The 24,077-nt window shown below is 73.4% G+C and carries 18 protein-coding genes; 5 read left to right on the top strand and 13 right to left on the bottom strand.

Translation table 11 applies throughout. From position 1 onward, the window contains the following. Positions 1-318 precede the first annotated feature (318 nt). A complete protein-coding gene (locus BM242_RS03620) occupies positions 319-2,031 on the bottom strand; it encodes an MFS transporter (protein ID WP_093837086.1) in 1,713 nt (570 codons plus the stop codon). Between the two features lie 108 nt (positions 2,032-2,139). Between BM242_RS03620 and BM242_RS03615 the strand changes: the two genes are divergently transcribed. Next, positions 2,140-2,712: a MarR family winged helix-turn-helix transcriptional regulator gene (locus BM242_RS03615; protein WP_175541233.1), complete on the top strand. Its 573-nt coding sequence runs from the start codon at positions 2,140-2,142 to the stop codon at positions 2,710-2,712. A gap of 61 nt (positions 2,713-2,773) precedes the next feature. On the opposite strand, the gene BM242_RS03610 is transcribed toward BM242_RS03615, so the two are convergent. The 12 genes from BM242_RS03610 to BM242_RS03555 all read right to left on the bottom strand — a co-directional run bounded on the left by BM242_RS03610 (position 2,774) and on the right by BM242_RS03555 (position 18,851). Next, positions 2,774-3,973 carry an IS701 family transposase gene (locus BM242_RS03610; RefSeq protein ID WP_245833777.1) on the bottom strand — a complete coding sequence of 400 codons (1,200 nt, stop codon included), beginning with the start codon at positions 3,971-3,973 and terminating at the stop codon, positions 2,774-2,776. A 556-nt stretch (positions 3,974-4,529) separates the two neighbouring features. Beyond that, positions 4,530-5,555, bottom strand: coding sequence for a Gfo/Idh/MocA family protein (locus BM242_RS29785; RefSeq protein ID WP_093837085.1), 1,026 nt, complete (start codon positions 5,553-5,555; stop codon positions 4,530-4,532). A gap of 95 nt (positions 5,556-5,650) precedes the next feature. Beyond that, the gene (locus tag BM242_RS03600) at positions 5,651-6,499 is read right to left on the bottom strand and encodes an arylamine N-acetyltransferase family protein (RefSeq protein ID WP_093837084.1); all 849 of its coding nucleotides are present in this window, start codon (positions 6,497-6,499) and stop codon (positions 5,651-5,653) included. A 17-nt stretch (positions 6,500-6,516) separates the two neighbouring features. Further along, positions 6,517-7,554, bottom strand: coding sequence for a 3-oxoacyl-ACP synthase III family protein (locus BM242_RS03595; protein WP_093837083.1), 1,038 nt, complete (start codon positions 7,552-7,554; stop codon positions 6,517-6,519). Between the two features lie 37 nt (positions 7,555-7,591). Beyond that, positions 7,592-9,223: an acyl-CoA carboxylase subunit beta gene (locus BM242_RS03590; RefSeq protein ID WP_093837082.1), complete on the bottom strand. Its 1,632-nt coding sequence runs from the start codon at positions 9,221-9,223 to the stop codon at positions 7,592-7,594. After that, the gene (locus tag BM242_RS03585; protein ID WP_093837081.1) at positions 9,220-10,224 is read right to left on the bottom strand and encodes a beta-ketoacyl-ACP synthase III; all 1,005 of its coding nucleotides are present in this window, start codon (positions 10,222-10,224) and stop codon (positions 9,220-9,222) included. Before BM242_RS03585 ends, BM242_RS03590 begins: the two co-directional genes overlap by 4 nt. Beyond that, positions 10,221-12,056 (bottom strand): fatty acyl-AMP ligase, encoded by a 1,836-nt coding sequence (locus tag BM242_RS03580; protein ID WP_093837080.1) that lies wholly within the window; start codon positions 12,054-12,056, stop codon positions 10,221-10,223. Before BM242_RS03580 ends, BM242_RS03585 begins: the two co-directional genes overlap by 4 nt. A 182-nt stretch (positions 12,057-12,238) precedes the next feature. Then, positions 12,239-14,152, bottom strand: coding sequence for an anthranilate synthase family protein (locus BM242_RS03575; protein ID WP_093837079.1), 1,914 nt, complete (start codon positions 14,150-14,152; stop codon positions 12,239-12,241). Beyond that, positions 14,149-14,853, bottom strand: coding sequence for an isochorismatase family protein (locus tag BM242_RS03570; protein WP_093837078.1), 705 nt, complete (start codon positions 14,851-14,853; stop codon positions 14,149-14,151). The genes BM242_RS03575 and BM242_RS03570 overlap by 4 nt, the downstream gene beginning before the upstream one ends. Positions 14,854-14,915: 62 nt before the next feature. Then, the gene (locus tag BM242_RS03565) at positions 14,916-15,686 is read right to left on the bottom strand and encodes a 2,3-dihydro-2,3-dihydroxybenzoate dehydrogenase (RefSeq protein WP_093837077.1); all 771 of its coding nucleotides are present in this window, start codon (positions 15,684-15,686) and stop codon (positions 14,916-14,918) included. A gap of 39 nt (positions 15,687-15,725) precedes the next feature. Continuing rightward, positions 15,726-16,937, bottom strand: a complete 1,212-nt coding sequence (locus BM242_RS03560) for a 3-deoxy-7-phosphoheptulonate synthase (protein WP_093837076.1) — start codon at positions 16,935-16,937, stop codon at positions 15,726-15,728. Positions 16,938-17,234: 297 nt separating this feature from the next. After that, a complete protein-coding gene (locus tag BM242_RS03555) occupies positions 17,235-18,851 on the bottom strand; it encodes a carboxylesterase/lipase family protein (protein ID WP_093837075.1) in 1,617 nt (538 codons plus the stop codon). Between the two features lie 401 nt (positions 18,852-19,252). Here BM242_RS03555 and BM242_RS03550 point away from each other — a divergent pair, with 401 nt between their 5' ends. The 4 genes from BM242_RS03550 to BM242_RS03535 all read left to right on the top strand — a co-directional run bounded on the left by BM242_RS03550 (position 19,253) and on the right by BM242_RS03535 (position 24,047). Beyond that, a complete protein-coding gene (locus BM242_RS03550) occupies positions 19,253-20,146 on the top strand; it encodes an arylamine N-acetyltransferase family protein (protein ID WP_093837074.1) in 894 nt (297 codons plus the stop codon). 96 nt (positions 20,147-20,242) lie between these two features. Then, positions 20,243-21,829, top strand: coding sequence for a class I adenylate-forming enzyme family protein (locus BM242_RS03545; protein WP_093837073.1), 1,587 nt, complete (start codon positions 20,243-20,245; stop codon positions 21,827-21,829). Next, positions 21,826-23,454, top strand: coding sequence for an FAD-dependent oxidoreductase (locus BM242_RS03540; RefSeq protein ID WP_093837072.1), 1,629 nt, complete (start codon positions 21,826-21,828; stop codon positions 23,452-23,454). The genes BM242_RS03545 and BM242_RS03540 overlap by 4 nt, the downstream gene beginning before the upstream one ends. Further along, the gene (locus BM242_RS03535; RefSeq protein WP_093837071.1) at positions 23,451-24,047 is read left to right on the top strand and encodes a flavodoxin family protein; all 597 of its coding nucleotides are present in this window, start codon (positions 23,451-23,453) and stop codon (positions 24,045-24,047) included. Before BM242_RS03540 ends, BM242_RS03535 begins: the two co-directional genes overlap by 4 nt. Positions 24,048-24,077: the final 30 nt, after the last annotated feature.

The raw sequence follows: 24,077 nt of genomic DNA, 5'->3' as shown, positions 1-24,077 counted from the left end.
GGTATGGTCACGGGACGCCCTTCGCTCAACCCCTTTTCGCACGGCCGTCCTCGACGGTCATGACGCCTTGCAACCCCCCACTGGTTACCCCCGTCCGGGCATCCCCACCCGGGCAACTGTGCGGCGCCGGTCGCCTCTTCTCTTCCGGTTCTGTTCCGGATCTCTTCCGGATCTGTTCCGGCTCTGTTCCGGCCGATTCCCCCGGGGAACGGTAGTGCGGTCCCCGCTCGCGTGGGAACCGGCCGATCGCCACGCCTCGGAAAGGGACGGGACGGCGTGGCGATCGGCCATGGGCTCCGGCCGGGGCCGGAGCCCGGGTCAGTGCTGCTGCGGTGTGGCGAACCTGGGCAGGCTCACCATCAGCAGGGTCATCACGGCCATCACCCCGAGCACCCACATCAGGCCCACCCGGTAGGCGCGGGAGAAGGTCTCGGCCTGGGCGTCCGCGCCGTGCTCGGTGAGCACCCGCTCGATCTCGGCGGCGGCCGCGGCCGGCACCTCGGCGGGCGGCTCGGTGCGGCAGCTCTCGGGCACCACGGTGGAGTCCTTCTCCTCCATCCGGTCGTGGACGCAGACCCGGTAGCCCGCCAGGATCTGGTCCTGGACCGGATCGGGCACCCCGGCCGTGGTGAGCTCCTGGCGGATGTCGTCGGCGACATAGTCGACGCCCTTGTCGGACTGGCCCGGCAGCGCGGCCAGGAAGAGCACGGAGACCAGGGCGATGCCGACGGCGTTGCCGAGCTGCTGGGTGGTGTTGAGCACCCCGGAGGCGGAGCCGGCGACCGAGTGCGGGACCTCGGTCAGGGCGAAGTCCAGCACCGGGGCCACGATGTAGCCCATGCCCAGGCCCATGATGAACAGCGGCGGGGCCATCTGCCAGGAGGTGATGTCCGGGCCGTAGCGGTCGCTGACGAAGACGAACAGGGTGGCGCCGGCCATCATCAGCAGGCCACCGGCGAAGAGCACCTTGCGGCCGAACTTCGGGGTCAGGTACTCCACGGCCATGCCGGCCGCCAGGGCGAGACCGATGAAGAACGCCAGGCCGGTGAGACCGGCGTGGATGGCGGACCAGCCGAGGCCGATCTGCATGTACAGCGTCCACATCAGGAAGAAGGCGCCGTTGGTGACGTTGGTCAGCAGGTTGACGCTGAAACCGCCCGCGAAGCTGCGGGCCCGGAAGAGGTTGAGCGCCACCAGGGGCGAGCCGCCGCGGGCCATCACCGAGCGCTGGTGCGCGATGAAGGCGGCGAGCACCAGCAGGGAGCCGGCCATCATCACAAAGCCCCACACCGGCCAGTCGTTCTCCCGGCCCTGGATGAGCGGGTAGACCAGCAGCAGCACGGCGGAGGTGGCCAGCAGCACGCCGATGGGGTCGACCCGGGAGGCCTTGGTGTCGCGGGACTCGCGGACCAGGTAGAGGGCGCCGATGAAGCCCAGGATGCCGACCGGGATGTTCACCAGGAAGATCGGCCGCCAGGCCAGGCCGAACAGGTCGGCCTCGACGAACAGGCCGCCCAGCACCGGCCCGGAGACCACGGCCAGGCCGCCGACGGCGCCGTACATGCCGAACACCTTGCCGCGCTCGGAGGCCGGGAAGGTGACATGGATGATGGAGAGCACCTGCGGGATCATGAGCGCGGCGGAGGCGCCCTGGAGGATCCGGGCCGTGATGAGCATGCCGGGGTCGCTCGCCACACCGCAGAGCACGGAGGTGATGGTGAAGGTGGCGATGCCCCACAGCAGCATCTTTCTACGCCCGTAGATGTCACCCAGGCGTCCACAGGTGATCAGCAGGGCGGCAAAGGCCAGCGCATATCCCGCGGTGATCCAGGAGACGGCTGCGTAACCGGCGCCGATGTCGCGCTGGATGCTGGGGATGGCGACGTTGACAATCGTGACGTCCAGCAGGTCCATGAAGGCTGCCAGCAGGACGATGCCCAGTGCGGCCCAGCGCTTGGGATCCGGGGGCGCTTCCGCGGCGGCGGGATCCCGCTCACCCTCGGCGGGCTTCCCCTCGGTGGACACAGTCATGGTAACTTCCCGACCCTCTCCCTCATGGAGTATCTTTGCCAGAAGACATCACAGTGACAAGCTCTCTTGCTTACCAAGATATTAGAAACCTAAGGGGATAGGAGTCGCATGTCAAGCGCGTCAAGCGGGCAGCCGGAGCCCCCGGCGAGGACTCAGCCGGCCACCGGAGCCGAGGCCGTCGCGGGCTACCACGGCACCGCGGGGCGGGGCACCGGCGACACCGAACGGGACCGGCTGCTGCAGAAGGTGATGATGACCGGCCGGGAGCTGGGGCTGACCCTGCTCACCCTGAACAACGCCGCGGCCCGGGCCATCGGCATGCATCCGACCGACGCCTGGATCATCTCCTACCTGCAGAGCGTCCCCGCCGAGGTGGTCCTCTCCCCCGGCGACCTGGCCCGCATCACCGGCCTGACCACCGGGGCCATCACCGGGGTGATCGACCGCCTGGAGCGCGGCGGCTATGTGGAGCGCCGCCGCGATTCCCAGGACCGGCGCAAGGTGATCGTCAGCCCCACCGAGGAGAGCGCCCGGATCGCCCGGGTCTTCCAGCCGATGGTGCAGGGCTATATGGAGCTGGGCCTGAAGTACTCCAGGGAGGAGCTGGCCACCATCGCCAGCTATCTGGAGGGCAGCATCGCCGTGGCCGAGGACACCGTCGGCCGGCTGCGCCGGATGTGACGGCGGCCGGTGCGCCCCCCCGGGCGGGGAGACACACCGGCCCGTCACCCGCGCCGGGACATCAGGCCCACTCGGGCTCCGCGGCCCGCAGCACGGCCAGTGCGTGCGCGGCGGAGACCAGCGTCACATGGCGGTGCCAGCCGTGGTAGGTGCGGCCGGTGAAGTCCCGGATGCCCAGCCGGTCGGCGGTGTCCCGGAAGTCCCGCGCTATCCGCTCGGTGAGCCGGCTCAGCCGGATCAGGGTGTGCAGCGGCGCGTCGGTCATATCGGTCAGCCACAGCTCGGCCGGCCACTGCCGGCGGCTGCCGCCGATGGCCAGCAGGGCCAGCCCGCCCGGGGCGGCGCCCGGGCGCCCGGCGTGCGGCTCGCGCACCCGGACCGTGGTGGCCAGTCCGCTGCGCATGGCGCCGTCCTCGGTGTGGTCCCGCCACATCACCGGCCGGGCCCGGTCCCGGGCGGTGGCCATGATGCGCTCCGCGGACAGCGGTTCGGCGGTGCGGTGCGGCAGCGCCGGATCGGTGACGGTGAGCGCGGTGTCGCCGCCCACCCGGGCCAGGAACGGCACCCCGGCTCCGCGGAATCTGCGGACCGTGGCCGCGGCGTCCATCTGCCGGGCGTCCAGCACCACCGGCCGGAGCGGCAGCCCCCAGCCGGCCGCGGTCTCCAGCGCCGCCTCCACGGTGCACTCCCCCACCGTGCGCACGGTGAGATGGTCCGGGATGGCGGCCTGCCGCCGCCGGGTGCGGTTCTCCAGCCAGGACGCGGAGAGCTGGAGCCGCCAGTTGACCGGCACGCTGGTCTCCTCGGTGGCCGCCCACACCCCGACGGCGTGCTGGGCGTTGAGGATCTGCCCGATCTCCGGCACGTACTGGCGGTCCACACCCACCGAGTTCTCCCCCACCTTGGGGATGACCATGGGGCGGGTGACCCAGGCGGCCGGACGGACCCGCTCCACCAGATAGCGGGCCAGGGCCCGCCGCACCGGGACCCAGTCCCAGGTGGAGGAGCAGATGAAGTGGTGCAGGCTCTGCTCGGTGGCCTGGCCGCCGAGCATGGCCGCGATGTTGCGGATCGAGCGGCGGCCACTGACCCCCAGCAGGCCGCGCAGATAGTCGGTTCCCCGTCGCCGCTGGTCGCTGCGGGCGAGGGAGGCGAACAGCACCGAGGTCAGTCCGGTGAGCGCGCGGTCGTCCCCGCCGATGTGGTGAGCCGGCCGGTCACCCGGCTCCCCCGTTAATTCCTGAGTGATTCCGCGTGTCATTCGCGCAACAGAACTCAATGTTTCCCCCTGGCAGATGCGGTGCGCCGTCGGCGTGATCGGCGCTTCCGGTTTCCACCGTGCCTTTCCGGCGGGGCGGAGCCAAGGTAGGCAGACCACCGAGTTGACCCGCGGGTGGTGGGCGGAGCGGCACACCGGTGCCCCGGGGCGGTGGAGGCGGCCCTTCCAGGGCGGATTCCCGCTTCCCGAGGGGTGGGGAAGGCCCTCGGGGGGTGTGCCCGGGCCACACCGCAGCCGCCCGCCGCTCCCGCCCGGCGGGTATCCCGCCACACCCCGCGGAAATACGGAATCAGAAATTCCGCAGCATCGGTCCCGCATGTTACAGAGAGCGGTCGCATTCATTCCGGATTCCGCGGAGTTTGCCCGGGCGGCCGTCCCGCGTTCCTCGGGATTCCGCTTCCGGGAAAGTTCCGGGGTTTCCGGCGGGCTTTTGCCGGTCCGCGGCCGGAGAGGGAAGGGCCGGCCCCGGGAACGCGGGTTCCCGGGGCCGGCACGTGGGGTGACCCGGCTCACGCGGGGCGGGTCACGGTGACCGGGATCACTTCGGCAGGGTGACGGCCTTCCCCTCGGCGCCGGAGGCGAACAGCGCCTCGGTCACCCGGGCCTGCTCCACCGCGTCCGCCCGGCCGAAGGGCAGTTCGGTGCCGGCCGCGATGGCTCCGGAGACCGCGTCGAACTGGAGCCGGGAGACCGCGTAGGGCGCGGTGGTGCCCAGCGAGCCGTCCGGGTCCACCGGGATGTGCTCGCTCACCGGGTCGCCGTGCGGCGGCGGGCCCTGCATCGACAGCTCCACGCTCTCGGCCCGGCAGAACCACGGATCGGGCACGATGACCCGGCCCAGGGTGCCGACGATGTGCAGCGCGTCGCCGCGGGCCACCTCCTGGCCCACCTCGAACTGGGCAAGCACATCGTTGGGCAGCCGCAGGGTGGCGGCGAAGTTGTGGTCGGCGCCGCCGCCCCGGCGCACCTCCTCGGCGTACACCCGCTCCGGGGTGCCGCCGAACAGGCGGATCGCGGCCAGGGTGAAGGCACCCAGGTCGAGCATGGCGCCGCCGCCCAGCGCGCGGTCGCGGCGGAAGTAGTCCGGCGGCAGGGAGGCGGTGCAGGCCGCGTAGATGTAGCGCAGTTCGCCGATCCGGCCCTCCTCGACCAGCTTCTTGGCCAGCAGGGTCTGCGGGTGGTGGCGGAACATCACGCCCTCGACGCACTGGCGGCGGGCGGCGTCGGCGGCGTCGAAGACCCGCTCGGCGTCGGCCGCGGTCAGCGCCAGCGGCTTCTCCACCATCACATGCTTGCCGGCCTCCAGGGCGCGGACCGCCCACTCGGCGTGGTCCACCGGGTGCAGGGCGATGAAGACCGCCTCCACCTCCGGATCGGCCAGCAGCTCCTCGCGGGAGGCGGCGGCCCGGGCGATGCCCGCGGTCTTGGCGTACTCGGCGGCCTGCGCGGCGCTGTCATGTGCCACGGAGACGAACTCGGTGGTCCCGGAACCGGCGTTGGCGCGCATGGCGACATCGGCGTAGCCGCCGGTGACCAGGAGTCCCCAACGTACTGGCGTGCTCATGGTGTGACCTTCCGGAGGAAGCGGATGGATGGACGGACAGGGGGGGGTGGGGCGGGGCGGGCGAACGGCGGAGCAGCGGCCGGGGGCGGCCGGGGTCAGACGCCCTCGGTGACCGGGGCCAGATCGGGGACCTTCTCCAGCCTGATGCCGTACCGGTTCTCGAACTCCCGCAGGAACTCGTCGTCGTCGGTCAGCGTGCGGTAGTCGGTGCGCACGCCGTCGGTGTACTCGGTGAGCACCCGGTTGAACATGGAGACCCGGCCGTCCGGAGTGACGATCGAGGCCCAGAGCTGCCCGGCGCCCGGCATGTCGGGAGAGGTGGCGCAGTACCACAGCACGGCGTTGAAGTCGTCCAGGTCGCGCGGGTGCATCTCGATGCGCCAGCGGGTGACGCCGTCGTGCACCATCTCCACGTCGCCGTCCGGGGTGTGCACCAGGCGGTATTCGCCGTGCGGGTCCGTCTGGACGCCGCGCTCGCGCAGCCGCAGCGGCCTGCGGCTGGCCCAGCGGAAGCCGACATCGACCAGATAGGTCTCCTCCAGCTCCACCCGCAGCACCATGTGCCCGTTGTGCACGCCCCGGAAGTAGTGCTTGCCGTTGTGCAGCACCCGGCCGCCGAGCAGCGTCACCCGGTAGCCCAGGGCGCGCAGCAGCAGGGCGAACGCCGAGTTCAGCTCGCCGCAGCCGCCGCCCCGGCGCCGGTTCACGATCTTGTCCAGCACATCGGTGTCCCGCATGCTGGGCACCTCGCCCAGGGTGAAGTCCAGCGTCTCGAACGGCACCGTCATCAGATGGCGTTCCTGGAGCCGGCAGAGCGCCTCGTAATCCGGGCGGGCCGGCCGTTCGGCGCCGATGCGCGCCAGATAGGCGTCGACATCCACGACGTCCGGGCGCGGCGGGGCCTCGGTGGCCGTCAGTCCGTCCTGGGCCGGTGTGGTGGTCATGCTCTCCTCCTCGGTGGTTACCAGCGCAGCAGGGTGAACGCGAAGGCGGCGCCGGCGCCGAACGCGATCAGCAGCACCAGATCGCCGGGGCGCAGCGCGTCCTGACGGACGGCCTGGTGCAGGGTGAGGGGCACCGACGCGGATCCGGTGTTGGCCAGGTCGGGGGCGGTGGCGTGGACGGTGGTGGCGTCGGCCAGGCCGAGCATGGGCCGCAGGCTCTCCACGATCCGGCCGTTGCCCTGGTGCGGGACCAGATGGGCGATGTCCGCGCGGTCCACCCCGGCCTCCGCCAGGAAGTCGTCGACCATGCCCGGCAGCAGTTCGGCCAGGACCTCGGAGATCCGGCGGCCGTCCAGGTGCACGGTGTGCCGGGCGCGGGCAAGGGTCTCCGGTCCGGCGGGCTCCCGGCTGCCGCCGCCGGGGATGGAGCCCAGATCCGGTTCGGCGCCGTAGCTGCGCTGCCGGGAGATCAGCATGCGGCGACCGCCGGCGCCGGTGCCCAGCACCACGGCTCCGGCGCCGTCGCCCCACAGCGCCGCGGTGCGGCGGTCGGCCGGGTTGACGAACCGGGTGTAGGTGTCGGCGCCGATCACCAGCGCATGGCCGCCGCCCCGGGCGCGCAGGAAGTTCTCCGCGGTGGACATGGCGGTGAGGAAGCCGCTGCACGCCGCGTGGATGTCGAACGCGGCGGTGGACAGCGGGCACTCCAGCTGTCCGGCGGTCAGGCAGGCCACCGCCGGGCCCAGGCAGTCGGGGGTGGTGGTGGCCGCGATGACCAGGGACAGGTCGGCGGCGCGCACCCCGGCGTCCTCCATGGCCTGCCGGGCGGCCTGCACCGCCAGATCGGAGGTGGCCTCGTCGGGCTTGGCCCGGCGGCGGGTGAGGATGCCGGTCTTGCGGACGATCCACTCCGGGGTGACCCCGGCCGGGCCGGCGATCTCCTCGTTGGGCACCACGTCGGAAGGGACGTAGGAGCCGATGCCCAGGACGCCGACGGCGGGGTCCGCGCCGGCGGTCCGCCGGGGGCTCCCGGACGGGGTGACGGCTGTGCTCATCTCGGGTTTCCTGTTCTGTCTCCGTCGGACCGCTGCGTCACAGCGGGATGTTTCCGTGCTTGCGGGGCAGCCGGGACCGGCGCTTGTCCCGCAGCGTGCGCAGCGCGGCGGCCACCTCGGACCGGGTCTCGTGCGGCATGATCACGGCGTCCACATAACCGCGTTCGGCGGCCAGGTAGGGGGTGCACATGGTGTCCTCGTACTCGGCGACCAGCCGGGCCCGTTCGGCCTCGGGGTCGGCCGCCTCCTGGATGCGGCGGCGGCCCAGCACGCTGACCGCGCCGGCCCCGCCCATCACCGCGATCTCCGCGGTGGCCCAGGCGAAGTTGAGGTCGACGCCCAGATGCTTGGAGCCCATCACGCCGTAGCCGCCGCCGTACGCCTTGCGAGTGATCACGGTGACGGTGGGCACGGTGGTCTCGCAGTAGGCGTAGAGCAGCTTGGCGCCCCGGCGGATGAGCCCGGACCGCTCCTGCTCCGCGGAGGTGAGGAAGCCGGGCACGTCCACGAAGGTCAGCACCGGGATGTGGAAGGAGTCGCAGAAGCGGATGAAGCGGGCCGCCTTCTCGCTGGCGTTGTAGTCCAGGGCACCGGCCAGATGCGCGGGCTGGTTGGCCACGACGCCCACGCTGTGGCCCTCGACCCGGGCCAGCCCGCAGATGATGTTCGGGGCGAACTGCTGGTGCACCTCCAGCAGTTCGCCGTCGTCCACAACGGTCTCGATGACCCGCAGCATGTCGTAGCCGCGGGAGGGGCTGTCCGGGATGAGGGTGTCCAGGGCAAGGTCGGCCTCGGTGGGCTCGTCGTCGGTACGGGAGGGGAAGGACGGGGGCTGGGACAGGTTGTTGGACGGCAGATAGCCCAGGAACAGCCGCACGTACTCGAAGGCGTCCTTCTCGTCCCGGGCGGTGTAGTGGGCGCAGCCGCTGGTGCTGGCATGGGTGTGGGCCCCGCCCAGTTCGTCGTGGCCGACCTGCTCGCCGGTGACGGCGCGCAGCACGTCCGGGCCGGTGACGTACATGTGGGAGATGCCGTCCACCATCACCACCAGATCGGTCAGGGCCGGGCCGTAGACCGCGCCGCCGGCGCACGGCCCGGTCATCACCGAGATCTGCGGCACCACTCCGGAGGCCTCCACATGGGAGCGGATGATCTCGCCGTAGAGCGCCAGCGAGGTCACGCCCTCCTGGATGCGGGCGCCGCCGGAGTCGTTGATGCCGATCAGCGGGCAGCCGGTCCGCTGGGCCAGCTCGGAGATCTTGAGGATCTTCGAGCCCAGCGCCTCGCCGAGGCTGCCGCCGAGCAGGGTGAAGTCGTGGGCGTAGACGCACACCGGGCGGCCGTCGATGGTGCCGCGGCCGGTGACCACGGCGTCGCCCAGCGGGCGGGCGGCGCCGGAGCCGTCGTCCCGGCTGCGCAGCAGGGCGTCGGTCTCCCGGAAGGAGCCGGGGTCGAGCAGGATGCCGATCCGCTCCCGGGCGGTGAGCTTGCCCTTTTCGTGCTGGCGGCGCACGGCCCGCTCCGGCGCCTGGTCGGCCGCACGTTCCCGCAGTCGTGCCAGCCGCGCCAGCTTCCCGGCCGTCCCGGGCGGGACGGGCGTCCCGGGTGCGCCGGGAGCCTCGGGAGCGTCGGGTGCGCCGGCTGTGCCGGGAGGTGTGGTGGTGGTCATGGCAGGGTCACCACCTGGGCGGCGTGCACCAGGCCGGCGCCGAAGCCGACCAGCAGGGCGCGTCCGCCGCTGGGCACCTCACCGCGGCCGGTCAGGTCCTCCAGCGCCAGCGGCACCGAGGCGGCCGAGGTGTTGCCCATGGAGACCACCTCGCGGGCCACCACCACGTTCTCGGCCAGCCGCAGTTCCCTGGCCACCGCGTCGATGATCCGGGCGTTGGCCTGGTGCGGGACGAAGGCCGCGATGTCGGCCGGGGTGAGCCCGGCCCGCTCCAGGGCGCGCCGCGCCACCAGCGGCGCGGTGTGCACCGCCCAGCGGAACACCTCGGGCCCGGCCATCCGCAGGGTGGGCCATTCCACGGCCGGGTCCCGGCGCAGCCCGGTCCAGGGGGCGCTGTGCGCGATCAGCCCGTGGCCGCCGCCCTCGGCGCCCCAGGCCACCGGCCCGATGCCCGGCTCGTCGGCGGGCCCGAGCACCACGGCCCCGGCGCCGTCGCCGAACAGGAAGGCGGTGCCCCGGTCCGCGGGCGAGACCAGGTCGCTCATCCGCTCCGAGCCGACCACCACCACATGGGCGGCGGCGCCGGACCGGATCAGCGAGTCGGCCACCCCCAGCGCGTAGCAGAACCCGGCGCAGGCGGCGCCGATGTCCATGGCTCCGGCGGTGGCGGCGCCCAGGCCGTGCGCCACCCGGGGGGCGGCCGGCGGGGACTGCTCCAGATGGGACATGGTGGCCAGCAGCACCACGTCCACCGCCTCGGGGGCCACGCCGCCGCCCGCCAGGGCCTTGAGCCCGGCGTCCACGGCCATGTTGATGACGGTTTCCCCGTCCCCGGCGAAGCGGCGGGTGGTGATGCCGCTGCGCTTGCGGATCCACTCGTCGGAGGAGTCGATGCCGGCCGCCACGGTCTCGTTGCCGACCAGCCGGGTGGGCCGGTAGGCGCCGATGCCCAGAATGCGGGAACCGGGCACCGGACGGCCGGTCTTCATACGGGTGATCACCGGCGGGCTCCCTCGGTCGCGGCCAGGCTGAGTGCGTCGTCCAGGTACTGCTGACGGGTGAGGCGGCGCTGGATCTTGCCGCTGGAGGTCTTGGACAGCGAGCCGCGCCGGACCACGACCACCTCGTCGGTGTGCAGGCGCTGACCCTCGTAGACGGCCTCCCGGATGCGCTCCTTGAGCTCCTCCGTGGTGACCTCCCGCAGCACCCGGCCGTCCGCCTCGACCACGATGACCAGGCGCTCGGAGCTGCCGTCGTCCACCGAGAAGGCGGCCGAGCAGTTGGGGCGCAGGCCCTCGGTGGTGGACTCCACGGCCAGCTCGATGTCCTGCGGATAGAAGTTACGGCCCTTGCGGATGATGATGTCCTTCAGCCGCCCGGCGATGTAGAACTCGTCGCCGTACTGGAAGCCGAGGTCGCCGGTGCGCAGGAAGGTGCCCTCGTCCTCGTGGCCGGGTATCCGGGCGCGGAAGACCTCCTCGGTGTCGGCCTCCCGGCCGCGGTAGCCCAGGGCCACGCTGGGGCCGCCGATCCAGATCTCGCCGATGGTGCCTGCCGGGCAGGGCCGCAGGGTGTCGGTGGCCACCACCCGCACCACGGTGTCGCCGACCGTGATGCCGCTGCCCACCAGCGGGACGGCATCACCCTCGTGCGGCTCCAGCGGCTCCACCCGGCCGTCGCGCAGGGCGTCCGCGGAGACCCAGAGCAGGGCGGGCCTGCGCTGCTCCGGGCTGCCGGTGGCCTTGAGGGTGTTCTCGGCCAGGCCGTAGCCGGGGCACATGGTCTCGGGGCGGAAACCGGCCGGGGCGAAGGTGCGGGTGAAGTCGCGCACCGCGTTCCAGCGGACCGGCTCGGCGCCGTTGACGGCGACCCGCCAGTGGGCCAGGTCGACGAAGCCGGCGATGCCGTTCTGCTCGGCGTCCCGCACGCACAGCTCGTAGGCGAAGCTGGGGGCGGCCGAGTGGGTGCCGCGGAACCGGGAGATGGCCTCCAGCCAGCGGCCCGGGCGGCGGATGAACGCCTCGGGGGCCATCAGGCAGGCGGGCACGCCCGCCCACAGCGGCATGACCACGCCGAACAGCATGCCCATGTCGTGGAAGTGCGGCAGCCAGGAGACGAACCGCCCCTCGGCGGTGACGGGCCACAGCCGGTCCAGATCCAGGCAGTTGGCCAGGAAGTTGGCCTGGGTGACCATCACGCCCTTGGGGTCGCCGGTGGAGCCGGAGGTGTACTGGAGCAGGGCGATGTCCCCGGGCTGCGGCTCCGGGCCCTGCCAGGCCTCGGGCGGCTGCTGGCCGAGGGTGTCGGTGGCCACCAGGGTCAGGCCCGCCAGATGGCGGGAGTCCCGGAACCGGCCCAGCAGGTCGTCGCGGACCTCGGTGGTGGTCAGCACCACGGTGGTGCCGGCGTCGTCGGCGATCTTGCGCAGCCGCTCCAGGCCGCGCTCCCGGTTGGGCACCTGGACGGGCGCGCCGGCCACCCGGGCGTACATGCAGCCCAGCAGGGTGCGGACGAACTCCAGCCCGGCCGGGTAGAGCAGCACCGCGGAGTCACCGGTGCCGGCCGAGCGCAGCATGGCGGCGGTGGAGCGGGCGGCCTGGTCCAGTTCCCGGTAGGTGAGGGTGTCGCCGGGCTCCTCGCCGCCCGTCAGGAAGACGAAGGCGATCTCGTCGGGCGTCTGCTGGGCCCGGTGCCGCAGTATCCCGGTGAGGGTGTCGGCTCCGGGGACGATCGCGGTGGCGCCCGCGGTCCGCGGCACGCGCTCCGCCCCCGGCCGCGGGCCGGCGCCCGGGATCAGGGCGTCCTTGGGCGCACCGGATTCGGTGACGGTCATCGCAGGTCAGCTCCCTTTGGTCAGCGGTTGTGGTCGCGGCGGACGGTCCATGGGCCCCAGGGCGGCCCGCGCGGGGCGCGGAGCGGCACCGGGCCGGGGGCCGGGCGGGGGTGCCGCCCGGACGGAGTCGACGGAGGCGAAGATGACGAGCAGCATGTCGCCGCTGGTCCAGACCGGCGCCGTCATGACAGCCCGCGCAGCAGGTCGGCGGTGATCCGGGGTCCGTTGCGGGTGAGCACCGACTCGGCGTGGAACTGCATGGAGGCGAAGAACGGGCCGCGCAGGGCGTGCACCTCGCGGGTGTCGGGGTCGCGGGAGACCTGGACCTTGCCCAGGCCGCCGGCGTCGAGGACATCCGCCTCGGCGCGGGCGGCGAAGGTGTTGTAGAAGCCGACCTGTTCGCGGGTGCCGAACAGGTCGATGGTGAGCTGGGTGCCCTGGTTGGGGCGCTCCCGGCGGAACAGGCCGAGGCCGAGGCGGGCGCTGAGCACCTGGTGGCTGAGGCAGACGGCCAGGAAGGGGCGGCGCCCGGCGAGCAGCGCGGCGATGGTCTCGTCGAGATGGCGGATCTTGGGGTGGGACAGATCCGTGGGGTCGCCGGGGCCGGGTCCCATCACCACCAGGTCGTGGCCGTCGGCGGTGTAGGGCTCGTCGAAGCGGCGGATGGTCACCTCCGGGCCCAGGGCCCGCAGCTGGTAGGCCATCATCGAGGTGAAGGTGTCCTCGGCGTCCACGATCAGGACCCGCCGGCCGGCCAGCGGGAGCCCGCCGGTCTCCGGGTCGGTGCCGGCGCCGGTCCCCGTCCCGGTGCCGAGCCAGAATCCGGCCAGGGTCTCGTTGCGGCGCTCCAGCGCGGCCAGCACCCGGTCGTGGCGGGCGAAGGCGCGCGGCCGTTCCGGGTCCAGGGCGGCCAGCAGACCGGCCGCCTTGGCGGCGGTCTCGGCGGCCTCGGACTGCGGGTCGGAGTCGCGCACCAGGGTGGACCCCACGGCGATCCGGGCCCGGCCGGCCGCGTCGATGTCGGCGGTGCGGATCAGGATGGCGGAGTCCAGGGCGCGCCCGCCGCGGGCGTCGCGGCCGATCAGGGCCAGGACCCCGCTGTAGTAGCCGCGTCCGCCGGTCTCGTAGCGGTCGATCACCCGGCAGGCCGACTCCAGCGGGCTGCCGGTGACGGTCGGGGCGAACATGGTGGAGCGCAGGATCTCCCGCGGGTCCCGGCCGGTGCGCCCCTCCAGCAGGTACTCGGTGTGCGCCAGCCGGGCCATCTCCTTGAGGTACGGGCCGGTCACCCGCACCCCGGAGTCGCAGAACCGGGCCATCATCTTGAGTTCCTCGTCGACCACCATGTACAGCTCGTCGGCTTCCTTGGGGTCGGCGAGGAAGTCCATCAGGCCGGACAGCGAGGGGCCGGAGGCCGGGTAGCGGTAGGTGCCGCTGATGGGGTTCATGGTGGCGGTGGCGTCGTCCAGGGTGACGTGCCGCTCGGGCGTGGCGCCGACCAGGGTGCGGTCGCCGGTGTGCACCAGGAAGGTCCAGTAGGCGCCGGACTCCCGCTCCAGCAGCCGCCGGAAGAAGGCCAGCGCGGCATGCGGGGTGTAGCCCTCGATGTCCGCCGTGTAGGAGCGCTTGATGACGAAGTTGGCGCCCTCGCCGCGGCCGATCTCGTCGGTGACGATGCGGCGCACGGTGTCGGCGTAGGCGGCGTCGTCGGTGTCGAAGCCCTCGCCGGTGAGCTTGACCGGCCGCTCCGGGATGCGGGCGGTCACCTCGGCCAGCGGCAGCACGGCCTGCCGGGTGACGCTCAGCGCCAGCAGCGGGGTGCCGTCGTCGGTGCAGGTGAAGCCGCGTTCGGCGAGCTGCCGGTAGGGCACCAGGGCCAGCAGGTCATGGGCCGGGCCGGCGCCGTCCGCCGCGGGGAGGGGCAGCTCCGCCAGGGTGTCCACGGTGGTGGGCCGGCCGGCCAGGATCTCGATCCGGCCGGGCGCGCGCTCGGGGCGGTGCAGCAGGGCGAACGCCCCGGCGCGCAGCGCCAGCACGTCCTCCAGCAGGGCGGCGGCGTCCTCGCCGGCCGGCCCGGCGGTGCGGCCGGCGGTCATGCCGCACCTCCCGGCAGGCTCAGGGCGGCGGCCGGCCGGTCCCCGGCCGCGGCACGCTCGCGCAGCCGGGCGGTCAGGGTGCCGGTGGTGGCGACCACCGCGCAGCGGCCGGCCGCGTAGTCCAGCGTCAGCATGTGGTGCTCGCGGGAGAAGTCGGCGACGGCGTCCGCCGCCAGAAAGGTCTCGATGTCCTGGGTGAACGCCTCCACGGCGGTGGCCAGGATGCCGACATGCGCGTAGACGCCGCAGATGACGAGCTGGTCGCGGCCCCATTCGCGCATCCGGTCCAGCAGCCCGGTGCGGTGGAAGGCGCTGTAGCGCCACTTGGTGAGCACGGTGTCGTCGGGTCCGGGCGCCACCGGTTCGGCCACCCGCCGGTCGGCGGGCTCGACCCGCATGCCCGGTCCCCAGAAGTCCCGCAGCAGGCCGCGCTGCTGGGGTGTCATGCCGCCCGGCTGGGCGGTGTAGACGACCGGCACGCCGGCCCGGGCGCAGGTCTCGCGGAGCCGGGCGCAGTTGGCGGTCAGCTCCTGCCGCAGGCCCGGGGAGGGCAGCGGGCGCAGGAAGTAGCGCTGCATGTCGTGCACGAGCAGCACGGCGCGGGACGGGTCGGGCAGCCAGCCGGCCACGTTCTGCGGCAGCTCGTCCTGGTGGGGCAGTGGATAGGAGGTGATGCTCGGGATGCCCGCGGAGAATTGCACGGGAACTCCTCTTCTCGCGGTGTGCGGCGGTCGTCGCGCGGCCGTCCGGCGCGGATGCGCCGTCAGACGCCCAGCGCGGCACCGCCGTCCACGGTCAGGTCGTGCAGGGTGATGTGAGCGGCCCGGTCGGAGAGCAGGAAGTCCACCGCGTGGGCGATGTCCTCGGGCCGGGCCAGCCGGCCCAGCGGAATGCCCACCCGGAATGCCTCCGGGGAGCCGTCGAGGGTTCCGGCCGGGCCGGAGGCGTCGGTCCAGAGCTGGCGCAGCATCGGGGTGTCGGTGGAGCCGGGCGCCACCACGTTGCAGCGGATGCCGGACCGGGCCACCTCCAGCCCCAGGCTCTTGGTGAACATCACGGCCGCCGCCTTGGAGGCGGCGTAGGCGGCCATGCCGGCCCGGGGCACGCCCGCGGCGTTGGACGCCACGGTGACGATGGCGCCCCGGCGGCGCGGCAGCATGCGGCGCACCGCGGCCTGCGACATCAGGAACACGCCCTTGGCGTTCACCTCGAAGGTGCTGGCCCAGTCGGCCGGGTCGTATCCCTCCACCCCGCCCGGGCGCAGCAGCCCCGCCGCGTTGACCAGGTACTCCACCGGCCCCAGCCGGCCTTCGGTGTCGGCGATCACGCGTTCGGCGTCATCGGCGCTGGTGACATCGGCGGCGGCGGGCTCCACGCTCAGTCCGTCGGCGGCCAGCTTCTCGGCCGTCTCGGCGAGCTGTCCGGCCTCGCGGTCCACCGCGACCACGGTGAGGCCGCGCCGGCCCAGGACCTCGACAACGGCGGTGCCGATGCCCCCGGCCGCGCCGGTCACCACGGCGATCCTGCTGTTCATGCGACTCGCTCTCCTTGGTTGTGAGGACCGGGCCGGTGCTCAGCCGAGCCAGGCGCCGACCACGGCGGCGGCCTGGCCCGGGTTGAGGCGCGGATCGCACAGGCTGGTGTACTTGTCGCCGACCCGGCCGGCCTCTGCGGCATTGGCCGCGCACTCGGTCACCTCGTCCGGGGTGATCTCCAGATGCAGGCCGCCGACCACGCCGCCGGAGGAGCGCACGGCGCACTGGAAGTGCCGCACCTCCTGGGTGACCACTTCGACGTAGCGGGTCTTGAGCCCGGCCTCGGTGGTGACGGTGTTGCCGTGCATGGGGTCGCACAGCCAGACCACCGGGTGGCCGGCCGCACGGACCGCGGCGACCAGCGGCGGCAGGCGGTCGGCCACGGCGTCGGCGCCCATCCGGGCGATCAGGGTGAGCCGGCCCTTCTCCCGCCGCGGATCGAGCACCTCGCACATCCGCAGCAGATGGTCCCGGCTCATGCCGGCGTCGACCTTGCAGGCCACCGGGTTGATGACGGCGGCCAGCAGGGCGGCGTGCGCGCCCTCGGGATCGTTGGTGCGCTTGCCGATCCACGGCCAGTGGGTGGAGGCGAGCATCAGCCCGCCCTCCTCGTCCCGGCGCAGCTGCGGCAGTTCGTAGTCGAGCAGCAGCGCCTCGTGGCTGGTCCAGATCTGCGGTCCGAAGACCGGGGGGCGGGTGGGTCCGGGGCCCCAGCCGAGGTGCTGCATGGCTTCGGCGGCGGCGTCGTAGCAGTGCAGCATGCGGCGCGGATCGGGGCGGCGGCTGTCGGCATCCGGCTCCGGGCCGTTGATCACATGGCCGCGGAAGACCGGAAGTTCACGGTCGCCGGCCCGCTCGGTGTCGTTGCTGCGGGGCTTGGCGAACTGGCCGGCGATCCGGCCGACCCGGAGCACCGGGCGGTGGGTGGACATCCGGACCAGTCCGGCGAGCATGTCCAGCAGGCCCGCCTTGCGGGCGATGGAGCCCTTGCCGCACTCCTCGGGGTCCTCGGCGCAGTCCCCGGCCTGCACCACCTGCGCCTCGCCGTCGGCCACCCGGGCCAGCAGGGAGCGCAGGGTCCACAGGTCGGGGGCCCGGACGAGGGCGGGCCGGGCGGCCAGTTCCCGGCTGGTGCGGCGGACCAGGGGCAGGTCCTCCCAGCGGGGCTGCTGGCGGGCGGGGCGGGCGCGGATGGCGAGCACGGTGGGGGCCGGGGCCGGGCCGGCGGAAGACGGGGCAGGGGTGTCCACGGTGAGGTCTCCTGAGGGAACGGACGGGGAGCCCGGTTGACGGCTCCGAGGGGCACGGCGGGACGCATCCGGCCCGCCGCGGGCGCGGCTGCCGGGGTGCGGCGTGACCTGCCGCGGTCGTGCTGGTCTCGGGCACGTGTCGGGGACGTGCGTCACTCGGTCGTGCTCAGTCGTGCTCGGTGGTCGCTCTGTGCTTGCTCGGCGATTGCTCAGCGGCTTCTCGGCGATCGCCCGGTGGCCGCTCAGTTCTCGCCCGGTGATTGCTCGGTGATTGCTCAGCTGTTGCTCAGTGATTGCTCAGTGGTTGTCCGGGGTGTGCTCCGCGGGGTCGGCGGGTCGGGGACTCGGCACCCAGCCGGCCCGGTCCCAGAAGCCGAGCTGGCGGAGCTTGGGCAGGGCGGCCACCCGTGCGGTGCCGGGCCCGCCGAGGATCAGCGTGGTCTCCCGGTCCGGGTCGAAGACCGGCCAGTGGGGTACCGGGCCGGCGGCCGGGGCGCCGTCGCGGGCGAAGGACGCCACCAGATCCATGAAGGTCCGGGACACCAGCCGCTCGTCCGGGCCGTCGCCGAACTGATCGACCAGTCCGGGCTCGGCATGCGAGCCGAAGAGGAACTTGGAGGTCGCGTCGTGCGGGGTGCCGAAGTGCGGCGGGCGCACGGGGTGTGCAAACTCCATGACGTACTGCGGGCTCGCGCCCCGGGTGCGGGCATGGCGCTCGGCCATCCGCACGATCTGGTAGCGGAAGAGGCCGTCGCCCCAGATCTCGGTCCACAGGGTGCGCGGGTCATGGGGCAGCCGCTCGGCCCGCGCGGCCTCCCGGTAGGCGGACAGACACGCGTCGACCAGCGCGTCGTCCACCCGGACCGCCCCCTTGAGCAGCACCTCGCGGACCCGGTCGCGCAGCTCGGCATGGTCGGTGGGCACCGGCGGCGCGGGCGGGAAGGAGACCGAGTGCGGATCGGTGAAGAACGATCCCTCGGTGCGGTTGAAGACCGTCATCAGCGGCACCGCGGGGGTGGGCAGCTGCCAGGGGAAGGCGGTGATCACGCCGCCGTCCGCCACCGGGCCGCGGTACTCGCGTCCGCTGTCCACCGGCCGGGCGGCCGGGGCGGCGGAGAAGAACCGCAGCCAGGCCTGGTGCAGCGCCTCGGCCGGCACCTCGCGCAGCCCGGGCACGGTGGTGCCCAGGTCCGCGGCCAGGGTGCCGTACACGGTGTGGGCATCGGCCGGGGTGAGGCTGCCGGCCGGCTGCCAGGGGTGGGCGGCGCTGATGGCGATCAGCCGGCGGACGGTGCCGTGGAACTCGGGCAGCAGGGCGAGCTGCCAGGCGGTGGTGCCGCCGGCCGAGGTCCCGCACAGGGTGATGTTGTCCGGGTCGCCGCCGAAGGCCGCGATGTTCTCCCGCACCCAGTGCAGGGCGGCGATCTGGTCCTGGAGCCCCCAGTTGGCGCACAGCCCGGTGGCCGGGTCGGCCAGTTCCTCGTGCATGCCCCAGCCGAAGACGCCCAGCCGGTAGTTGAAGTTGACCACCACCAGGTCGCCGCGTTCGGCCAGCCGGTGGCCGTGGAAGGTGGGCACGCTTCCGGCGCCGACCTGCCAGCCGCCGCCGTGGATGTAGACCAGGACCGGGCGCGGCCGGTCGGTGCCGGGGGTCCAGACGTTGGCGTACAGCGCGTCCTCGGAGCTTCCCGGCCCGGCGGCGCCGGACTGGAGAAAGGCCGGCGCATAGCGGGTGGCGTCCCGGACCCCGGTCCACGGCACCGGCATCCGCGGCGAGGAGAACCGCAGCTCGCCCAGGGGCGGGCGGGCATAGGGCACTCCGCGGAAGACGGTGAGCGCCCCCTCGCGCACGCCGGCCACGTCGCCGGCGGTGGTGCGGGCGACGAGCGCTCCGGTGGTGGCTCCCATGGTCATGGCAATGGCACTCCTCGGGACACGGTCGTCCGGCGGTGGGCCGGTGGTGGTCCGGTGGTGGACGGTGGCCCGATCCTGCGACGGTCCGGGGCGGCTGGCCAACGAACGGCCGCGCACTCCGTCAGGTGGCGCGGAATCCATCAAGTCCCCCCGCGGTGACCGTCATATCCCGTCATATGAGGTGATGGCCGGTGCACCTGACGGAGTGCGCGGACCTTCGTTGACGCTCCCCGGGGGCCGGGACACGATTCCAGGGCCCGAGCCGGGACAGACCCGGGGCCGACCCGGGGCCGAGCCGGGGCCGAGGCCGGCCGCGCTTCCGCCGGCATCCGCCGGCGCGGCGCGGCGACGCGGCGCACGGCGCGGCAGAACAGGCAGTGGCGCAGCAGAGGGGTTTGGCCATGAGCATCGAAAACCTGACCGGCGGGCCGGCGGAGCAGCAGGCCGGGCACCCGGTCCCGTCCTGGACCGCCGGGTGGGGGACCGACGAGCTGCGGCTGGACGACTATCTGCGGCGGATCGGCGACACCGGCCCGCTGGAGCCGACCGCCGAGACCCTGCGCCGGCTGCACCGGGCCCATGTGGCGGCCATCGCCTTCGAGAACATCGATGTGGCGCTGGGCCGGGGCATCTCCCTGCACCTGCCCGATGTGCAGCGCAAACTGGTGGACCAGGGCCGGGGCGGGTACTGCTTCGAGCACAATCTGCTGTTCGCCGCGGTGCTGGAACGGCTCGGCTTCCCGGTGACCCGGCTCCAGGCCCGGGTGCGCCGCGGCAACCGCGACCAGATCCGGTACCGGGCGCACGCCATGCTGGTGGCCGCCGCCGGCTTCCAGCCCTGGCTGGCCGACGTGGGCTTCGGCGACGAGGGCCTGCTGGAGCCGGTGCCGCTGGCCCATGAGGCGACCGTCAAGGCGGGCGGCTGGACCTGGCGGGTGGTGCGCGAACGGGACCAGTGGGTGCTCCAGTCGCTCCACCCCGAGGGCTGGTTCGACCTGTACAGCCTGCGCGTGGAGCAGCACTTCCCCGCCGACTTCGAGGTCGCCAACTTCTACACCGCGCACAGCGACCGCTCCACCTTCACCGGCAAGCTGATCGCCATGCGCGGCTCCGAAGAGGCCCGCCATGTCCTGCGGGACCGCGAACTGTCCAGCCGCTATCCGGACGGACGCACCGAGCGGACGGGGCTGACCGCCGCCGAGGTGCTGACCGAACTGGCCGGCACCTTCGGCATCCGTCTCGGGGCCGAGGAGGCGCGGCTGCTGGAGCGGCGCCTGGCCTCGGCCGCCTCCTGAGCCGCAGCCGCCCTCAGGACTCTTCAGGAATCAGCACATCCAGGGATTTCAGGAACCCGGGGAATCCGTCGTTTCCAAGCGCCTTGAGGAGGCACAGTGCATCTCCACATCCCTGCCGCCCGGACCGGTCTGTACCTGGGCGTGGTGCCCGAGGAGGCCGCCGCCCGGCGTCCCCGGACGCCGATCACTCTGGACCACGACATGGACGCGGCTCCGGAGGCCGGGCGCCAGCTCACCGCGGCCGGGCTGGCCGATCTGGTGGACGACATGGCCGCCCGGCTGTGGGCGGCCGGGGTGCGGCCCACCGACCATGTGGCGCTGTACAAGCGGCACAACTTCGACATCTACGTGCTGGCCTGCGCCGCGGCCCGGCTGGGCGCCACCCCCGCCATGCTTTCCCCGGCGCTGGACGGCGACACGGTGGCCGCCCTGCTGGAGCGGCTGGACCGGCCGCATCTGATCACCGACGCCGGCAAGCTGGACAAGGAGCTGGCCGGTCAGCAGCAGACGGCCGCCGCGGCCACCGTCATCGACGCCGACGCCACCTCCGGCACCCGCCCCGGCGCGGTCTCGCTGGCCTCGCTGGCCGGCTCGCCGCGCCGTGAGCCGGTGCTGCTCGGGGCGGACGTCCCCGCGCTGATGACGCACACCTCCGGCACCACCGGGATTCCCAAGCTGGTGGTGCACACCGCGCGGTCGCTGCGCGGCCGGTTCCGGCCGCAGCAGCAGCTCGCCCGGCTGATCCTGGAGCGCGAGACCTACGCGGTCCACCTCTCCTTCGTGCACTCCCGGATGTTCATGGCGCTGGCGGTGGCGCTGCCCAAGGGCATGCCGCTGCTGGTCATCGACGACGGCTCGCCGGAGAATGTGGCGCCGCTGTTCGCCCGGCACCGGCCCGGCCTGATCGAGACCCACCCCAACTCCTACATGGAGTGGGAGGACCTGGTGCACCACCCGCTGAAGCCGCTGTCCAACGTGAAGTACTTCTCCGGGACCTTCGACGCCATCCACCCGCCCACCATGCAGCGCCTGATGTCCGCCTCGCAGCGCCGCCGGCCGCTGTTCTTCCAGTTCTACGGGCAGAGCGAGTGCGGGCCGCTGGTGGGCCGCTGGTACAGCGCGCGCAATGTGCACAAGGCGGACGGCCGCTGCCTGGGCTATCCGATCCCCGGCATGACCCATGTGCGGATCGTGCCGCGCAACGGCATGAAGCCGTCCAAGCAGAACCCCGGCTTCATCGAGGTGCAGACCGACGGCCGGGCGGTCAACTACCACGGCGAGGACGCCCGGTACGCCAAGGAGCTGAACGGACGCTGGTGGCGCACCGGCGATGTGGGCTACCGCACCAGGGCCGGCTGCGTGCACCTGCTGGACCGGGTGGTGGACGTCATCCCCAATGTGGAGTCCACGCTGGAGATCGAGGACACCATGCTGGGCCGGCTGGAGGAGCTGTCCGAGCTGGTGGTGGTGCGCGGCCCGGGCGACGAACCGCTGCCGGTGGTGTGCACCCGCACCGACGAACCGCTGGACATGGAGCGCTGGCGGCGGGCCGCCGCGGACTTCCCGCAGCTCGCCGGGCCCGTCCAGATGCGGCTGGCGGAGCTGCCGCGCACCGCCACCATGAAGGTGCAGCGCCTGGAGCTGGCCCGCCGGCTGCGCGAACGCCTGGAGAACCAGGCATGAGCCCGTCTTCCGGAGCTCTTTCCGGAGCCCGCTCCGGAGCCCTGTCCGAGGCCGCCTGCGACGTCCTGGTCGTCGGCGCGGGCCCGTCCGGCCTGTTCGCCGCCTGCGAGCTGCTGCGGCGCGGCGTGAACGTCCGGATCATCGACCGGGCGGACGGGCCCTCGACGGTGCCCAAGGCGCTGGCGCTGTGGCCCCGGGCTCTGGACCTGCTGGCGGACCTGGGGATCGCCGGCGGGCTGCGCGAGGCCGCGGAGCCGGTGCGGGCGCTGAGCTACTTCTCCGGCGGCTCCCCGCTGGCCCGGTTCGAGATCCCGGAGAAACTGCGCCCGCTGCATCTGCCGCAGTACGAGACCGAACGGCTGCTCAACGAGCGGCTGGAGCAGCTCGGCGGCAAGGTGGAGCGGGGCGTGCGGCTGCTCAACTTCGACGCCGACGCCGCCGACCCCGGCGCCGTGCCGCTGGACGGCGACCATGTGCTGACCGCCCTGGTGGAGACCGGCGACTCGGCCCTGCGCAGGCTGCCCGCCCGCTATGTGATCGGCGCGGACGGCGCCTCCAGCACCGTGCGCGGCCTGCTGGGCACCGGTTTCCAGGGCACCACCTACCCGCTGACCTTCGCCCTCACCGACACTCGGGTGCGCGGCCGGCTGCCGGCCGGGGAGCTCCTCTACTACCAGGCGCCCACCGGCACCCTGATGATCGCGCCGCTGCCGGACGGGATCTTCCGGGTCCTGGTGGTGCTGCCCCGGGCCGGGCAGCAGGTCACCCAGCAGATGATGCAGCGCTATCTGGACGAGCGGGGCCCGGGCGGCGTCACCCTCACCGAAGCGGTGTGGACCACCGTCTACCGGGTGCACGCCCGGCAGGCCACCGAGTACCGGCGGGGGCGGATCTTCCTGGCCGGGGACGCCGCCCATGTGCACAGCCCGGCGGGCGGCCAGGGCATGAACAACGGCCTCCAGGACGCGCACAATCTGGCCTGGAAGCTGGCCGCGGTGCTGCACGGGGAGTCCCCGCCCACCGTGCTGGAGGACTACACCCCGGAACGCCGCTACGCCACCGACCGCATCATCGCCGCCACCGACCGGCAGACCCGGGCCTGGATGGCCGGCAGCCGGCCCCGGATCGTGCTGCGGGACGCGGCCTTCCGGCTGGCCGGGCGCAGCGGGCTGGTGCCCCGTCAGGTGTTCCCGGTGATGGCAGGCCGCCGGGTGGCCTACCCGGCGGACCGGGACAGCCAGCGGCCGGCCGGCCGCACCCGCTGCGGTCTGCTGGAGCGGCTGCCGGGCCGGCTGCGGATCGGCATGGTCTTCCCGCGCGCGACCGCGGTGGCGCACGGCTTCGCCGGTTCCCGTCCCGGCTCCGGCTCGCCGGCCGGCTGGACCCTGGTCACCGTGGAGCCCGTTCCCGGCCTCCGCCCGCACCGGCTTCTCGCCGACTACCCCCAGGTCACGGCCGTCCGTCTCGCCTCGCGCGAGGCCGGGCGGGCCACCGGCTGCCGGGCCCCCGGCTACTACCTGGTCCGCCCGGACGGCCATATCGCCGCCCACGGCCACGCCGGGGACGCGGCCCGTCTCGACACCGAACTCCGACGTCATCTGCTCCCCCAGGAGTCGCGCTCATGAGCACCCGCACCGACGGCCCGCGCGTCGTCATCGCCTACCACTCCGGCTACGGCCACACCACCGCCCTCGCCGAGGCCGTCCTGGCCGGCGCCACCGAGGCCGGCGCCCGGGCCGACGCGGTCCAGGTCGACACCCTCGGCGAGGCCGGTGACGACCGCTGGGCGCTGCTGGACGGCGCCGACGCCATCGTCTTCGGCTCCCCCACCTACATGGGCTCGGCCTCGGCCGCCTTCCACGCCTTCGCCGAGGCCACCTCCGGCCGGTGGGCGGAGCGCGCCTGGTCCGGCAAGCTGGCCGCGGGCTTCACCATGTCCGGCGCCAAGAGCGGGGACAAGCTCAACACCCTGCAGTACTTCACCCTGCTGGCCGCGCAGCACGGCATGCTCTGGGTCAATCTGGATCTGATGCCCGGCTGGAACGCCTCCACCGGCTCGGAGAACGACCTCAACCGGCTGGGCTTCTATCTGGGCGCGGGCGGCCAGGCCAATGTGGACGAGGGCCCGGAGACGGTCACCAAGGCCGATCTGGAGACCGCCCGCCACCTGGGCCGCCATGTCACCCGGACCGCCCGGCGCGTCTCCCCCGCCACCTGACCGCCGGCACCGTGCGGCAGCGCACGGCAC

The organism is Streptomyces aidingensis (assembly GCF_900112355.1).
GTDB classification, from domain to species: domain Bacteria; phylum Actinomycetota; class Actinomycetes; order Streptomycetales; family Streptomycetaceae; genus Streptomyces; species Streptomyces aidingensis.
The sequence above is the reverse complement of the archived record's forward strand: the minus strand, read 5'-3'. Positions and strand labels throughout refer to the sequence as shown.